11 protein-coding genes and 1 other RNA gene are annotated in these 15,036 nt (G+C 60.0%); 8 read left to right on the top strand and 4 right to left on the bottom strand.

From position 1 onward, the window contains the following. Positions 1 to 39 precede the first annotated feature (39 nt). The 5 genes from JOE34_RS22580 (at position 40) to JOE34_RS22560 (ending at position 9,262) form a co-directional block, all read left to right on the top strand. Positions 40 to 699 carry a GntR family transcriptional regulator gene (locus tag JOE34_RS22580; RefSeq protein WP_029573233.1) on the top strand — a complete coding sequence of 220 codons (660 nt, stop codon included), beginning with the start codon at positions 40 to 42 and terminating at the stop codon, positions 697 to 699. Between the two features lie 4 nt (positions 700 to 703). Beyond that, entirely contained in the window at positions 704 to 4,192 is a 3,489-nt protein-coding gene (gene smc, locus JOE34_RS22575) for a chromosome segregation protein SMC (RefSeq protein WP_209996687.1), read from the top strand. 250 nt (positions 4,193 to 4,442) lie between these two features. Then, positions 4,443 to 5,306, top strand: a complete 864-nt coding sequence (gene zipA / locus JOE34_RS22570; RefSeq protein ID WP_003343047.1) for a cell division protein ZipA — start codon at positions 4,443 to 4,445, stop codon at positions 5,304 to 5,306. Positions 5,307 to 5,435: 129 nt separating this feature from the next. Next, positions 5,436 to 7,799, top strand: coding sequence for an NAD-dependent DNA ligase LigA (gene ligA / locus JOE34_RS22565; protein ID WP_116818047.1), 2,364 nt, complete (start codon positions 5,436 to 5,438; stop codon positions 7,797 to 7,799). Positions 7,800 to 8,095: 296 nt separating this feature from the next. Then, positions 8,096 to 9,262 carry a putative zinc-binding metallopeptidase gene (locus JOE34_RS22560; protein WP_003423396.1) on the top strand — a complete coding sequence of 389 codons (1,167 nt, stop codon included), beginning with the start codon at positions 8,096 to 8,098 and terminating at the stop codon, positions 9,260 to 9,262. A 56-nt stretch (positions 9,263 to 9,318) separates the two neighbouring features. Here JOE34_RS22560 and JOE34_RS22555 read toward each other — a convergent pair whose 3' ends face one another. Continuing rightward, positions 9,319 to 9,807 carry a GNAT family N-acetyltransferase gene (locus tag JOE34_RS22555; protein ID WP_003423397.1) on the bottom strand — a complete coding sequence of 163 codons (489 nt, stop codon included), beginning with the start codon at positions 9,805 to 9,807 and terminating at the stop codon, positions 9,319 to 9,321. Between JOE34_RS22555 and JOE34_RS22550 the strand changes: the two genes are divergently transcribed. Both JOE34_RS22550 and ffs read left to right on the top strand, forming a co-directional pair. After that, positions 9,806 to 9,970: a hypothetical protein gene (locus JOE34_RS22550; protein WP_154232056.1), complete on the top strand. Its 165-nt coding sequence runs from the start codon at positions 9,806 to 9,808 to the stop codon at positions 9,968 to 9,970. The genes JOE34_RS22555 and JOE34_RS22550 overlap by 2 nt on opposite strands. 62 nt (positions 9,971 to 10,032) lie before the next feature. Next, positions 10,033 to 10,129: signal recognition particle sRNA small type (ffs, locus tag JOE34_RS22545), an RNA gene on the top strand. A gap of 181 nt (positions 10,130 to 10,310) precedes the next feature. On the opposite strand, the gene JOE34_RS22540 is transcribed toward ffs, so the two are convergent. Further along, positions 10,311 to 10,976, bottom strand: a complete 666-nt coding sequence (locus JOE34_RS22540; protein WP_003396356.1) for a DUF1826 domain-containing protein — start codon at positions 10,974 to 10,976, stop codon at positions 10,311 to 10,313. A gap of 321 nt (positions 10,977 to 11,297) precedes the next feature. On the opposite strand from JOE34_RS22540, the gene JOE34_RS22535 reads away from it, so the two are divergent. Next, positions 11,298 to 12,422, top strand: coding sequence for a mechanosensitive ion channel family protein (locus tag JOE34_RS22535; protein ID WP_003343055.1), 1,125 nt, complete (start codon positions 11,298 to 11,300; stop codon positions 12,420 to 12,422). A 5-nt stretch (positions 12,423 to 12,427) separates the two neighbouring features. Here the strand turns inward: JOE34_RS22535 and acpA are convergent, their stop codons facing one another. Continuing rightward, complete coding sequence (gene acpA / locus JOE34_RS22530) at positions 12,428 to 14,113, bottom strand: acid phosphatase (protein ID WP_122335386.1); 1,686 nt, start codon at positions 14,111 to 14,113, stop codon at positions 12,428 to 12,430. Between the two features lie 93 nt (positions 14,114 to 14,206). Further along, a complete protein-coding gene (locus tag JOE34_RS22525) occupies positions 14,207 to 15,001 on the bottom strand; it encodes an ABC transporter substrate-binding protein (RefSeq protein ID WP_122335385.1) in 795 nt (264 codons plus the stop codon). Positions 15,002 to 15,036 lie beyond the last annotated feature (35 nt).

Raw genomic sequence — 15,036 nt, 5'->3', positions numbered from 1 at the left:
CGGCTTGCATGCGGAACTGGTTTTTTCTGAAGGATAGTCATGACGTTCAAGGCCCCGGACAGCCTCGCTGAGCAAATTGCTCATCATCTTGCCGAGCGGATCATTCGCGGTGAGCTCAAGCCTGGAGAGCGTATCCAGGAACAGAAAGTCACGCAGGCGTTGAACGTCAGCCGTGGCTCCGTGCGCGAAGCATTACTGATTCTGGAGCGCCGCCACCTGGTGGTGATCCTGCCGCGTCGTGGCGCACAGGTCACGGTGCTCAACGCACACAATGTCACCAGCCTGTGCTGCATGATGAGAGAGCTGTACATTCTGCTGGCCAACGCGGTGGTCGAGCGCTGGACGACCGAGGAGGATCTTGCACCGTTCATGCAGATACAACAGCGTCTGCAGACCAGTTTCGAGCAGCAGGACGTCAATGCATTCGTCGAAGAGAGCTTCAATGTGATGCGCGCAGCCTATCCGTTTGCCAACAACCCGTACCTTGAGGAAACCGTCGAGAATCTGCAGCCTTCCATGAGCCGCAGCTATTTCATCGCGCTCGAGCAACGCAAGGCCGATATGGGCGACTACCTGGCGTTGTTCGACGAACTGCTTGGCGCAGTGGTGGCACGGGATATCCCGAAGATTCGTGTTGTACTGGTCAGCTACTGTCAGCGCAGCTGCCAGTTGGTGCTGGCCGCCCTGGCAGCGGGCTGACGCCGTGCGCCTGAAGTGCATCAAGCTGGCGGGGTTCAAATCTTTCGTCGACCCCACCACGGTGAACTTCCCCAGCAACATGGCGGCTGTCGTCGGCCCCAATGGCTGTGGCAAATCCAACATCATTGACGCCGTGCGCTGGGTCATGGGCGAAAGCTCGGCCAAGAACCTGCGCGGCGAGTCGATGACCGACGTCATCTTCAACGGCTCCACCAGCCGCAAACCGGTCAGCCAGGCCAGCATCGAGCTGGTCTTCGATAACTCCGACGGCACGTTGGTGGGCGAGTACGCGGCATATGCGGAAATCTCCATTCGCCGCAAAGTGACCCGCGACAGCCAGAACAGCTACTACCTCAACGGCACCAAGTGCCGCCGTCGCGACATCACCGATATCTTCCTCGGCACCGGTCTGGGGCCGCGCAGCTATTCGATCATCGAACAGGGCATGATCTCCAAACTGATCGAGGCCAAGCCTGAAGACCTGCGCAACTTCATCGAAGAAGCCGCGGGGATCTCCAAGTACAAGGAGCGGCGCCGGGAAACCGAAAACCGCATTCGTCGCACCCACGAGAACCTGGCGCGCCTGACCGACCTGCGTGAAGAGCTCGAGCGTCAGTTGGAGCGTCTGCACCGACAGGCTCAGGCTGCCGAGAAGTATCAGGAATACAAGGCTGAAGAGCGCCAGCTGAAAGCGCAATTGTCGGCCCTGCGCTGGCAGGCGCTGAATGATCTGGTGGGTCAGCGCGAGGCGGTGATCGGCAATCAGGAAGTGGGCTTCGAGGCGTTGGTGGCCGATCAGCGCAGTGCCGATGCCAGTATCGAAAGGCTGCGTGACGGCCACCATGACCTGTCCGAACGCTTCAACCTGGTGCAGGGCCGCTTTTATTCGGTCGGCGGCGACATTGCCCGCGTCGAGCAGAGCATTCAGCACGGTCAGCAGCGGCTGCGCCAGTTGCAGGATGACCTGCGAGAAGCCGAGCGTGCCCGCCAGGAAACCGAATCGCACCTTGGGCACGACACCACCTTGCTCGCCACCCTCGGCGAAGAGCTGGAGATGCTTGAGCCCGAGCAGGAAATGACCAGCGCCGCCGCCGAGGAGTCGGCCATCGCTCTGGAAGACGCCGAAGCGGCCATGCAGGGCTGGCAGGAAAAGTGGGACGTGTTCAATCAGCAATCCGCCGAGCCGCAGCGTCAGGCACAGGTCCAGCAGTCACGCATTCAGCAGCTGGAACAGAGCATCGAACGCCTGGCAGAGCGCCAGCGGCGTCTGGCCGAAGAGCGTCAACTGCTGGCCGCGGACCCGGAAGATGCGGCCATTCTGCAATTGAGCGAAGACCTCGCCACCCGCGACATGACCCTTGAAGAGCTGCACATGGGCGAAGAGCAGGCGGTCGAGCGTCTTGAGCAATTGCGCGAGGCGTTGCAGCACGCCAGTCAGGCGCAACAGCAGGCGCAGGGCGAGCTGCAACGTCTCAATGGCCGGCTGGCGTCCCTGGAGGCGCTGCAGCAGGCTGCACTTGACCCGGACACCGGCACCGCCGAGTGGCTGCGTGATCAGCAACTGGCCGAGCGACCGCGTCTGGCCGAGGGGCTGAGCGTTGAAGCCGGCTGGGAGCTGGCCGTGGAAACCGTGCTTGGCGCGGATTTGCAGGCCGTGCTGGTGGATGACTTTGATGGGCTCGATCTGGCCGGTTTTCAGCAGGGCGACCTGCGCTTGCTCAGCGTGGGTGCTGACACGGTTCGCGCGCCGGGCAGCTTGCTGGAAAAGGTCGACAGCACGGTTGATCTGTCTGCCTGGCTGGGCCAGGTGATTCCGGTCGAGAACCTGGACGAGGCGCTGGCGCGACGCGCACAACTCAGCGCCGGGCAAAGCCTGATCAGCCGTGACGGCTACTGGGTGGGGCGGCACTTTTTGCGTGTACGCCGCGCCAGCGAAGCGCAGAGTGGTGTGCTGGCGCGCGGTCAGGAATTGCAGCGGCTGAGTCTGGAGCGCGATGAGCGCGAGGCGACGCTGGCCACTTTGGAAGAGCAATTACTGGTCTTGCGCGAACAGCAGTCGCAGGAGGAAGACGCCCGTGAGCAGTTGCGCCGTCGCGTGCAGGACGAAACCCGTCAGCAAAGCGAACTGAAAGCGCAGCTGTCGGCGGTCCGGGTAAAAGTCGAGCAGTTGACCCTGCGGCGCACCCGCCTTGATGAGGAACTGGCCGAGCTGGGCGAGCAGCGCGCAGTCGAGCACGAGCAACTTGGCGAATCGCGCCTGCAATTGCAGGGCGCGCTGGACAGCATGGCGCAGGATACCGAACAGCGCGAGGTGCTGCAGGCTCAGCGTGATGCGCTGCGTGAGCGTCTGGACCGGATACGTCAGGATGCGCGGCAGCACAAGGATCACAGTCATCAACTGGCGGTGCGTCTGGGCTCGATCAAGGCGCAATACGATTCGACCCGTCAGGCGCTGGAGCGCCTGCGCATGCAGTCCGAAAGGCTTACCGAGAAGCGCGAACAACTGAGCCTGAATCTGGAGGAGGGCGAGGCACCGCTCGAAGAGCTGCGCCTCAAGCTTGAAGAGTTGCTGGAACGGCGCATGGTGGTCGATGACGAAATGCGCATCGCCAAGAACGCCCTCGAAGACGCTGACCGCGAATTGCGTGAGGCAGAAAAACGCCGCACCCAGGCCGAGCAGCGATCGCAACTGCTGCGTGGCCAGCTGGAACAACAGCGTCTGGAGTGGCAGGCACTGACGGTGCGTCGCAAAGCTTTGCAAGACCAACTGCATGAAGACGGCTACGACCTGCACGGCGTGCTCGCCACGCTGACGCCGGAAGCCAGCGAACAGGCTGCCGAGCAGCAACTGGAAAGCATCGCCGGGCGTATTCAGCGTCTGGGCGCAATCAACCTCGCGGCCATCGACGAGTATCAGCAGCAGTCCGAGCGCAAGCGCTATCTGGATGCGCAGGATGCCGATCTGGTCGAAGCGCTGGACACTCTGGAAAACGTCATCCGCAAGATCGACAAGGAGACCCGAAACCGCTTCAAGGATACCTTCGATCAGATAAATAGCGGAATTCAGGCACTTTTCCCAAAAGTTTTCGGTGGTGGCTCCGCTTATTTGGAACTGACAGGCGAAGATTTACTCGATACTGGGGTGACAATCATGGCGCGTCCCCCTGGCAAGAAGAACAGCACCATTCATTTGCTGTCGGGCGGTGAAAAAGCCCTGACGGCGCTGGCGCTGGTGTTTGCCATTTTCAAACTCAATCCTGCGCCGTTTTGCATGCTTGACGAGGTGGATGCGCCGCTGGATGACGCCAACGTGGGTCGCTATGCACGCTTGGTGAAAGAAATGTCACAAACGGTGCAGTTCATCTACATCACCCATAACAAGATCGCCATGGAAATGGCCGACCAACTGATGGGGGTGACGATGCACGAGCCCGGTTGTTCGCGGCTGGTAGCGGTGGACGTGGAGCAGGCGATGGCGCTGGTGGATGCCTGATTCGACGCCTCGTTCTGCGGGCAAATGGCCGCCCGGAGGCCTGAAAATGAGACGCTGGTACATGAGATGGCAATTTGGGCGGCGAAGAGACGTAACAGACGGTGTAAAGTTACCTTTGGTCGTGCTAGTTTAGTGACCACTTTTTATTTTCGCGTGGGCGAATTGCCAGTCAGAACATAGACTTGGCACCACGTATTAAAGGGGTTTAGGCCCTTATTTTCAGATTTCTTCATTAGAGGCACTGGATTACATGGAAATCGGTCTGCGCGAGTGGCTGATCGTCATCGGCATAATAGTCATCGCCGGTATTCTCTTTGATGGCTGGCGCCGTATGCGCGGCAGCAAGGGTAAATTGAAATTCAGACTGGATCGGAGCTTCTCCAACCTTCCGGATGAAGAAGAAACCACGTCTGCCGAAGTGCTGGGTCCGCCCCGTGTGCTGGACACGCACAAGGAGCCGCAGCTCGACGAGCAGGATCTGCCGTCCATGAGCGCCAGCCCGCGTGAAGGCAAGCGCAGCAACAGCGACAAGCGCAATGACAAGAAACGCAAAGATGAGCCACAGCAGGGCGACCTGAACCTGGATCTCGACGGCCCGAGCCTGTTCACCGGCCGCGACGACGATTTTCCGGATGACAAGCCTGCCCAGCGCATCACCGAAGACAAGGACCTGCCTCCGGTTGAGGAAGTACTGGTCATCAGCGTGATCTCGCGCAGCGAAGGCGGTTTCAAGGGCCCGGCACTGCTGCAGAACATTCTGGAAAGCGGCCTGCGTTTTGGCGAGATGGACATTTTCCACCGTCACGAGAGCATGGCTGGCAACGGCGAAGTGCTGTTCTCGATGGCCAATGCGGTCAAGCCCGGCGTGTTCGACCTGGACGATATCGACCATTTCAGCACCCGTGCGGTCAGCTTCTTCCTCGGCTTGCCAGGCCCTCGTCATCCCAAGCAGGCATTCGACGTCATGGTTGCCGCCGCTCGCAAGCTGGCTCACGAGCTGGATGGCGAACTGAAGGATGATCAGCGCAGCGTCATGACCGCGCAGACCATCGAGCATTACCGCCAGCGCATCGTCGAGTTCGAACGTCGTGCGTTGACCCAGCGTCGCGGTTAAGCAAGCCCTTGGGCAGGTCCCCGATCATGAGCGTGCTGCGGCACGCCCTGTCGGGGCCTGACCTGAACAGAACAGAGCCAACAGATTAAGCAGCCTCGGCTGCTTTTTTGCTTTTTGAGAGAACACCGTATGAAGGCCGTCGAAACCCGAATCCTGGAACTGCGTGCAGAGCTGGATCAGCACAACTACCGCTACCACGTTCTGGATGAACCGAGCATTCCGGATGTCGAGTACGACCGCCTGTTTCACGAGCTCAAGGCCCTGGAGGCGGAAAACCCCCATCTGGTCACTCCTGATTCGCCGACGCAACGGGTCGGAAGCGCTGCCTTGTCGGCGTTCACCCAGGTGCGTCACGAAATGCCGATGCTCAGCCTGGGCAACGCGTTCGAAGAAAACGACATGCTTGAGTTCGACCGGCGGGTGACCGAGGGGCTGGACTTGCCGGCCGGCGACCTGTTTGGCGAAGGAAGCAAGGTGCAGTACAGCTGCGAACCCAAGCTGGACGGTCTGGCAGTCAGCCTGCTGTATCGCGACGGCGCTCTGGTGCGGGGCGCGACACGCGGCGACGGAACCACCGGCGAAGACATCAGTGTCAACGTGCGCACAGTGCGTAACATCCCGCTCAAGCTGCAAGGCAAGGGCTGGCCGGATGTGCTGGAAGTGCGCGGTGAAGTGTTCATGTCCAAGGCCGGTTTCGAGCGTCTCAACGCCAGTCAGCTGGAAATCGGCGGCAAGACCTTCGCCAACCCGCGCAACGCAGCAGCGGGCAGTCTGCGTCAGCTGGATTCCAAGATCACGGCCAACCGGCCGCTGGAGTTCTGTTGCTATGGTCTGGGCCAGACGTCGGCGGAAATCGCCGACACTCACATCGGCGTGCTTGAAGCGCTGAAAAAATGGGGCATGCCGGTCAGTCGCGAGCTGAAACTGGCGAATGGCGTCGAGGAGTGCCTGGCCTATTACCGCGATATCGGTGAGCGACGCCTGGCGCTGACTTACGAGATCGACGGTGTGGTGTTCAAGGTCAACAACCTGGCAGCGCAACGCGAACTGGGCTTCCGCGCCCGTGAGCCACGCTGGGCGATTGCCCATAAATTCCCCGCCATGGAAGAGCTCACCGAACTGCTGGATGTCGAGTTTCAGGTGGGCCGTACCGGCGCAGTGACGCCGGTCGCGCGGCTCAAGCCGGTCAAGGTGGCAGGCGTCATGGTCGCCAACGCCACGCTGCATAACATGGACGAAGTGGCGCGGCTCGGCCTGATGATCGGCGACACAGTGATCATCCGGCGTGCCGGTGACGTGATTCCACAGGTGGTGCAGGTCGTTGCCGAGCGCCGCCCCGAGAATGCCAGGGCAGTGCAGGTTCCACAGACCTGCCCGGTGTGCGGCTCGCACGTCGAGCGCACGCAGTTGATCAAACGCAGCAAAGGCAAGGAAACCGTCACCGAGGGCGCGGTGTATCGCTGTGTCGGGCGTCTGGCCTGCGGTGCGCAACTCAAGCAGGCGATCATCCATTACGTCTCGCGTCGCGCCATGGACATCGAAGGGCTGGGGGACAAGACCATCGAGCAGCTGGTCGATGAGAAACTCATCGGCTCGCCTGCCGATCTGTACAAGCTGAAATACGAACAGATCATCGACCTGGAAGGCTTCGCTGAAATCTCCAGCAACAAGCTGCTCAAGGCCATCGCCGACAGCCGACAGCCAACCCTGGCGCGCTTCATCTATGCCTTAGGCATTCCCGATGTGGGTGAAGAGACGGCCAAGGTCCTGGCGCGTTCGCTGGCGTCGCTGGAGCGTGTCAAACAGGCTTTGCCGGAAGTCTTGACCTACCTGCCGGATGTCGGCCTGGAAGTCGCTTACGAGATTCACAGCTTCTTCGAGGACGAGCACAACCGTAGCGTCATCGATGCGCTGCTCGGTGAATGCGGTCTGCAATTGCAGGACCAGGGCGAGCTGGGCGCCGAGTTCGCGGCCAGCACCACACTGGAAGGGCTGATCGACAAACTGCACATTCCGTCGGTAGGGCCAGGTGCTGCGCAGAAACTGGCGGACCGGTTCGGTACGCTGGAGGCCATCATCAGCGCCGACTGGCTGGACATGCGTCAGGCACTGTCGGAGAAACAGGCCAAGTCGGTCCGCGATTTCTTCGACGACAGTGCAAACGCCGAGCGTGCCCGCGCCATCGAAGCCCAGCTCAAGGACTTCGGCATGCACTGGCGCAGCGAGAAAAAAACCGTTGAAGGCTTGCCGCTGGCCGGCCAGACCTGGGTTCTGACCGGCTCGCTGGAGCGCATGAGCCGCGATGTCGCCAAGGAAAAACTCGAAAGCCTCGGTGCCAAGGTGTCCGGCTCGGTCTCGGCCAAGACCCACACCGTGGTCGCGGGGCCTGGTGCCGGCTCGAAACTGACCAAGGCCAACGAACTGGGTCTTACCGTGCTGGACGAAGACGCACTGCTCAAACGCTTGACCGAGCTGGGCGTGGCGGTTGATTGAGGAAGGCCGACGCTCCGTATGCCCTGATGATCGTGCGACGCTCCGGGACGCAGGCAGTTCGGGACGCTCTGCGTCCGATCTTGAGTGTGAGGGTGCGGCGTAGATCTGTGACGCGGTGCGTCACGCATTGCATTCCCACGCTGGAGCTTGAGTAACGATAATCGCAACGACTTGCGACGCACCGTTTTGGCCCATGAATGCGCCGTCAGCCTTATCATTCATGCCGCTCGATAATATTTTTGAACCCCTGAAGCGTCGGCATGATCTAGTCCATGCAAGGTCAACGAGAGATCGCCATGTATCGCTTCTTCGAGCAGCTGAGTTCACGCATCACCGCCCCATTTGTCGGCGAATCCAAACGTAACAGCAAGGTCTGGCAGTGCACCTGTGGCCAGTCGGTGTTTTTCCCTAATACCCAATGCCTGGCCTGTTCTGCAGCGCTGGGCTATCTGCCTGAGCAGGGCCGCGTCGCTACGCTCGAGGCAGGGCCTGAGCCCACCACCTGGCGCTTGAGCGATGAGCCAGGTGCCGGGCTGTATCGGCGTTGTGCCAACCTCGGCACCCCGGCAGCCTGTAACTGGCTTTTTCCAGAGCACAATGCCGGCGAATTCTGTGTCGCCTGCAGCCTCAATCACACCATTCCCGACCTGTCCGTGGTTGAAAACGGCGAGCGCTGGCGCAAGGTCGAGACCGCCAAGCGGCGTCTGGTCGCGCAGTTGATTTCTCTGGGCCTGCAGGTCATCCCCAAGACCGTCGACGAAGAAACCGGCCTGGCCTTCGATTTTGTCGGTGTCGATCTGGAAGGCAACTTGCCAACCACAGGCCATGCCAACGGCCTGATTACCCTGAACATCGAAGAAGCCGACGACGCACACCGTGAAGCGATGCGCGTACAGATGCACGAACCCTATCGCACCTTGCTCGGCCATTTCCGTCATGAAGTCGGTCATTACTACTGGGATCGGCTCATCGCCAATACCCATTGGCAGGACAGCTATCGCAACCTGTTCGGCGACGAGCGCGCCAGCTATGCCGACGCCCTCGATCACCACTACAAGAACGGCGCGCCGGACAACTGGCAGGAAAGCTTCGTCAGTGCCTACGCGACCATGCACTCATGGGAAGACTGGGCCGAAACCTGGGCGCATTACCTGCACATGATGGATGCGGTCGACACCGCGCTGGGGTTTGGCATGAGTGCTCGCGACATGGAGCTCGATTACCAGCCGTTTCCGCTGGAAGTGCTCTACGACCCTCAGCATCCGGGCGGCCCGGCGTTCCTGTCGTTCGTCAATGCCTGGATCGAGCTGGCGAGCATGCTCAACGAGCTGTCACGCAGCATGGGGCAACCGGATTTCTATCCGTTCGTGCTGCCGCCAGCGGTCATCGCCAAGCTGCACTTCATCCATCTGGTGATTCAGGATGCCGGTGGCAAGGCCGATGAGGTTCTGCAGGCCCAGTAACGCGGGTCGTGCCTGACACGCTTTGGCGGCGAGTCAGGCACTTGCTCAAAAGCGGGTCAAAGCGTCAGGGTCAGCCTGCGCTCGAAACCGATACGCCCGCGATACGCCTCACCGGTATCCACCCAGCCCTGGCCTGTATAAAGCCCGATGGCAGCCAAGTTGTCCGCGTCCACCGACAGCATCAACTGAGTGATGTCCGGCCATTTCAGGCGCAACGCTGCAGGCAGCGCTTGCAGGCACGCCTTGCCCAGCCCCTTGCCTTGCTCACGATGATCGATCTGCAACGCATGCAGTGTCGCCGTCAGATCCTCCTGAGCCCAGTGCGGCAGACAGTCGTCGCGCTTGAGCAGGAAAAAACCGACGGGCTTCTCGTCACCGAGCAGCACGAAGCCGCAAATGTTCGGGCTGGGTCTGACCAGAAGCGTATTGAGCGCTGTGTAGATGTCGCCGGAGAACTGGATCTGTTCCTGCGTAACCTCGAGGTATCCGAGCTGCTGGCGTTGAGAGGCGCTGAGGTCGTGGTAGTCGACCAATCGAGTCTGCATGAGCAACCTGCTGGCTGATTATGTTGAGGCGGGCAGGGTACAGGATCGAATGGGGCCGTTTCGAGGATTTGTCACGCCGCGGAGCAATACGCAGTTGCCTTTCAGCCCCGGCACACAAGTGCTTGAGCCCCCTCGAAATTTTTATCCGCAGCAACGGTTGTAAACTCGCGCAAGACCGGTACAATGGCGCGGCTCGCCAACTGGTGAGTGTCGTTATGGTGACCCCATCGGTCCCCCCGCAACGATTACCCGTGAACCTGGTCAGAGCCGGAAGGCAGCAGCCACAGCGGGAACATTGTGTGCCGGGGTGTGGCTGGTGGGGGCACCACCTATCTCAAGGTCCTTTCTGAAAGGGGCCTACTCGTAAAAATGAAAGCTTATTCCTGTTCCGACGGCACCCTGCGCTGGTGAGAACTTCGTGCGTCTGTAAAAACAGTCTGCCCGGCACGGAGATAAAACCGCCGGATGTCTCTGTCCCGGCGGTTAATCCTGCGTGGCCTGCCTTACTTCCATCGCGCCATGAATATGGACCTGCCGGTCTCACTCGGTGAGCGATGTACCAGTTTAGGAATGCTTTCTTCGGTAATGCCTTTGCCAGCAAAGAAATAGAAGCGGTCTTGCTTGGCTTCTTTGGTCTTTTGTGCGACCACCTCGGCGCTCACAGGGTTCATTTCTGCATATTCCCCGTTCGTAAACACGGCTTTTGAATCCGGCGACGTGACAAACTCTGTGCCGCGGCCTTCTATCGCTGAGATGCAAATGACTTTTAGCGGTGCTCTGTCTTGATGCCATTGCTCTGAGCGCGGATTGTCCGCGCGCCGCAGTTGAAATTCGTGGGGGCGTAATTGTTGTTTTCTTCCCGTGAGCGAGGCGGCGATGTCTTTTGCTACTGCCGTTACCGAGCGCTCATGCTCGGTCGTCCGCAGGTCAACGACTTTACCGACGGTTTCGTTTCGCCATGCAGGGTTACTGAGACGGCTTTGCTCAAGCAAATAGCTTTTCGTGTGCTCCGACATGCGAACGCTGAAATATCCTTCCTTTTCTAGCTTTGCAGTCTTTTGTTGAATTTTCTCGGGTTCCAGCTTCAGCTCATCAAAGGGCTTGGGCTGTGGCTGTGGCTGGGTGTAATACGTCGATGGGCCAGCTCCGCCACGGATGCTAAAGGTCATGGGTATTTTCCTCTGAGTTGATGTGATCTTTAACCATGGCTAGCCTTGTGGCCATTTGGTCTCCCTCCTCCACGGCAGGGGTTTGAGTGGCGATGAGTAGAAGAATGGTTCCATGCTGGCCAACTGGGCAATCAGGAGAGGGTGTGGTGTGATTTCCAGTGCTCTACCAGCAGCCAAATCAAACTGAACCCTCACTCTTACACATCCCCTAACCCCTTACGCGTCGCTTGAAACCGTTTTACGGCAAGGGGCAATTCAAGTCGCTGCGGGTGTCACGGGCTTTTCGGTCAGGCGTCTCGCAGCAGTGAAGCCGGGGGCCGGATGGAACAGGACATCATCAGATTTTTCACAGACTCGCAATTTCTGGGCATATCGCTCGCTAACTGGATACTGGCTATCTTCGCCTCGACCCTGAGTTTTATTCTGGTCCGGGGCGTGATCGGTTTTGTGCTCAGAAAGATGCGTTCGCGTGCGGATGCGCCCAGCACGCATATGCGATACATCATTGTGCAGGTGCTGTCGGGCACCAGTAATACCTTATTGCTGCTGGCTTCCATTCTGATCGGCATCGGCATGCTCGATCTGCCGGAGCGCTGGCTCGGCCGGGTCAGCAGTCTGTGGTTCGTGGTCGCCGCATTACAGGTCGGGCTGTGGGCGAACCGGGCGATCGCGCTGGCGTTGCAGCGCTACTTCGTGCGTCACAACGCTGGCGGCACCTTTCAGGGCAGTGCGCTGGCCACGTTGAGTCTGTGGGGCGCGAAAGTATTGCTGTGGGCCACGGTGGTCATGGCGATGCTGTCGAACGTCGGGGTCAATATCACCGCGTTCGTCGCCAGCCTCGGGGTCGGCGGTATCGCGGTCGCGCTGGCGGTGCAGAACATTCTGGGCGACGTGTTTGCCTCGCTGTCCATCGCAGTAGACAAGCCTTTCGAGGTCGGCGACTTCATCGTCGTCGGCGCGCTGTCCGGCACGGTCGAGCACGTGGGCCTCAAGACCACACGGATCCGCAGCCTGGGTGGCGAGCAGATCGTGATGGCCAACGCCGACATGATCAACAACACCATCCAGAACTACAAACGCTTACAGGAACGACGCATTGTCTTCGAATTCAGGCTGACCTATGACTGCTCGGTCGATCAGATAAGGGAAGTGCCGAAGAAAGTCGAAGCGATCATCAACGCGCAGAAGCTGGCGCGTTTTGACCGTTCGCATTTTCGGGGTTTTGGCGAGACATCACTGGAGTTCGAGACCGTTTTCATCGTGCTCGACCCCAGCTACAACGTCTATATGGATGTGCAGCAGGCGATCAATCTGGACATCATGGAAGCCTTTGCCGAACTGGATGTGCGTTTCGCGTTCCCGTCCCGCACGGTGTACGTGGCGTCCCTGCCACCGGTTAAAACGGCTCGTCCGACTGCGCTTGAGGCAGCCGACGCGACCACCTGATGGAATCAGGCCGGAAACTGCAGCGCGTTGGTCAGGTCGCCCATCGGTGCCTGGCCACGTGCGATCATGGCCTCGTCGCGGCGTTTCAGACCGTCGAGTTTTTCCAGGCCATGCACGCGAGTGATCAGGCGCAGGATCGAGGCGGTGTCATAAACCGTGTGGTCGACCTTGCCCTTGCGGGCGAAAGGAGAGATGACCAGAGCGGGAATGCGCGTGCCAGGACCGAAGCGATCGCCTTTTGGCGGCGCGACGTGGTCCCACCAGCCGCCGTTCTCGTCGACGGTGACGACGATTACCATGTTGTCCCACTGCGGGCTCTTGCGCAGCACCTTGATCACTCGGTCGATGTGCCGGTCACCCGCAGCCACGTCGGCATAACCGGCGTGCATGTTCAGGTTGCCCTGGGGTTTGTAGAAGGTCACCGCAGGCAACTTGCCCGCTTCGGCATCGGCGAGGAAGCGATTGGTGCTCGACTCGTCACCCAGCCCGCCGTCACGCAGGCGCTTCTTGCGCTCTTCAGGGTGCTGCGGCCCCTGCTGCTTGAAGTAGTTGAACGGCTGGTGATGGTATTGAAAGTTGGGGATTTTCGGGATCCCGGTGGAGTCCTTGAATTCATCCAGCGTCACTTGCCAGGCACCGGCGTACCAGGCCCAGTCAACATTCCTTTTCGACAGCTTGTCACCGATGTGCTCGTGGCTTTGTGGAACCAGTACGTTGGGCAGATCCGGTTTCGAGTAATCAGGGTTCTGCGGGTCGCGCAGCCAGGTTGGCCAGTAGGGCGGAGCCATGGTGTTGACCGCGTAGTTGTCCGGCGTGATGGCGCTGGGGCCGAATTGTGGCGGCCCGTCCATGGCGCTGGCCGGCGACTTGTCGAGCGGTTTGAGACGCGGGTCCAGCGGATTGAAGCTCTGCAGGGTGGCGATTTGCGACTTGGCCGGAGATTCGGCGGCGTTCGGGTAAACAGGCGCGGTGGCTGAAATCAGGTACTGGTGGTTGAGGAACGAGCCGCCGAAAGCACCCTGAAAAAAGTTGTCACACAGCACGAACTCCTCGGCCACGTCCCACAGGCGCAATGAGTACTGAGTCTGTGCGTAGTTGCCCATGGTCAGACCGCCCGCATCCGCCCAGGCCACGAACCGGTCGTTCTTGCCGTCATTGATCTGCATCTGGTTCTGGTAAAAGACGTGCCACAGGTCACGGGTCACCAGGCTCAGCGGCAGGTCTTCACCGTTTGGCCCCTTGAGCGGGAACGGCGCGTTGGGCAGGTCTTGCTGAAACTGCTCGCCCACCGGATAGGTCACGCCATCGACGGTTTGCGGTCCGACCTGCAGCACGCCGCCCCAGGCCGGTGGCAGTTTGGACAAGCGCGTGCCGTCGCGGTCGCGCTGCTCGTAATCGGAAGGCCTGAGCGAGGAGAGTGGCTTTTCGACACCGGGGAAATCGCCGAACAGGTTATTGAAGCTGCGGTTCTCGGCGTAGATCACCACAATGGTTTTCACATTTTCGCGCAAGGCGCGATCCAGCGCGGGTCCGGCAAGGTGATGATGCCGTTCGTTGTCGCCGGGCGGCTTCTCGTGGGCGGAAACGTAGCTGCTAAGGGTGACACCTGCACCCAAGGCAGCCATCCCGCCCAGAAAACGACGGCGGCTGGGGTTTTCGTTGGTATCTTCGTCGTCTGGTCTGTCGCTCATCGCCAAATACTCGCGCTGGTTAATGTGTTGCCAAAGATTTCAGGCGAGCGTAACGATGGAATATGACGCTATTGCGACAACGCAGATGAAGGGTCAGGGAGCGGTGGGCGTGGTGTAGTGATCAATGATCTGCTGGATCTCCCCCGACAGACGCATCTGCACCAGCGTGCGCAAAATCCTGCCCACTGGCAGGTCGGGGTTATTGCGGATCACGCAGGCGGCCGGCTGTTCGGCGACCATTGATATCGGCATGAGCTTCTTGCCGGCAGGCAGGTTCCGGTTGGTCCATTCGAGGATCAACTGATTGGTCACCGCATAGTTGTAGCGCCCGGCCATCAGTTTGCCGAGCGTCTGGTTCTGCGTGCGTGCATCTTCACGGACCAGTTTATGCGCCTCGAAAAGATGCTGCAGGGCCGGGTAGGTGTAGCCCAATACGGTGCCGACGGTTTCGTTGTCGAACTGCTCGGGGTAGGGGCCGGCAGCCGTTGCCGCCGAAGCGACCAGCCAGTCGCGCTGATAGAGAATTGGCAGGCTCCACAGGTAGTCCCCGGACAGGTCCGGATACCACGCCTGTGCGCTGTAGCAGTGCATGTCGACTTCGCTACGCTCTAGCGCCGACTGGATGCGCAGGCGTGGCATCACGTGATAACTGGCTTCGAGGCCCACATGGTGCGCAAGGCTTTGCATGATGTCGAACAGAATGCCGGATTCGGGACGAAAGTCGGTGATGTGCATCATCGGCATGGTCCAGCCTTCGTTGACCGCAAAGCTCAAGGTTCCCTGTGCCGCGCGGCCGGTTTGCGGCAACAGCAACAGCAAACAGAGCGCCGCTGCACAAGGCAGCGGCGGTGTGGTGAAGGCCCGAATAAAGCGCATCAATTGAGTCATTTGCACAGCTTAGCCACAATAGAGACGGACACCAG

The organism is Pseudomonas sp. PvP028 (assembly GCF_017832255.1).
Classification (GTDB): Bacteria; Pseudomonadota; Gammaproteobacteria; order Pseudomonadales; family Pseudomonadaceae; genus Aquipseudomonas; species Aquipseudomonas syringae.
Note: the sequence above shows the minus strand (reverse complement) of the source record. Positions and strands in the feature narration are given on the sequence as shown.

Coding starts and splice junctions, on each gene's coding strand:
- acpA (WP_122335386.1), bottom strand. CDS start 14,113: ATGAGCGACAGACCAGACGACGAAGATACCAACGAAAACCCCAGCCGC.
- JOE34_RS22540 (WP_003396356.1), bottom strand. CDS start 10,976: ATGACCTTTAGCATCCGTGGCGGAGCTGGCCCATCGACGTATTACACC.
- JOE34_RS22525 (WP_122335385.1), bottom strand. CDS start 15,001: ATGACTCAATTGATGCGCTTTATTCGGGCCTTCACCACACCGCCGCTG.
- zipA (WP_003343047.1), top strand. CDS start 4,443: ATGGAAATCGGTCTGCGCGAGTGGCTGATCGTCATCGGCATAATAGTC.
- JOE34_RS22550 (WP_154232056.1), top strand. CDS start 9,806: ATGAGCAACCTGCTGGCTGATTATGTTGAGGCGGGCAGGGTACAGGAT.
- JOE34_RS22555 (WP_003423397.1), bottom strand. CDS start 9,807: ATGCAGACTCGATTGGTCGACTACCACGACCTCAGCGCCTCTCAACGC.
- JOE34_RS22560 (WP_003423396.1), top strand. CDS start 8,096: ATGTATCGCTTCTTCGAGCAGCTGAGTTCACGCATCACCGCCCCATTT.
- ligA (WP_116818047.1), top strand. CDS start 5,436: ATGAAGGCCGTCGAAACCCGAATCCTGGAACTGCGTGCAGAGCTGGAT.
- JOE34_RS22535 (WP_003343055.1), top strand. CDS start 11,298: ATGGAACAGGACATCATCAGATTTTTCACAGACTCGCAATTTCTGGGC.
- JOE34_RS22580 (WP_029573233.1), top strand. CDS start 40: ATGACGTTCAAGGCCCCGGACAGCCTCGCTGAGCAAATTGCTCATCAT.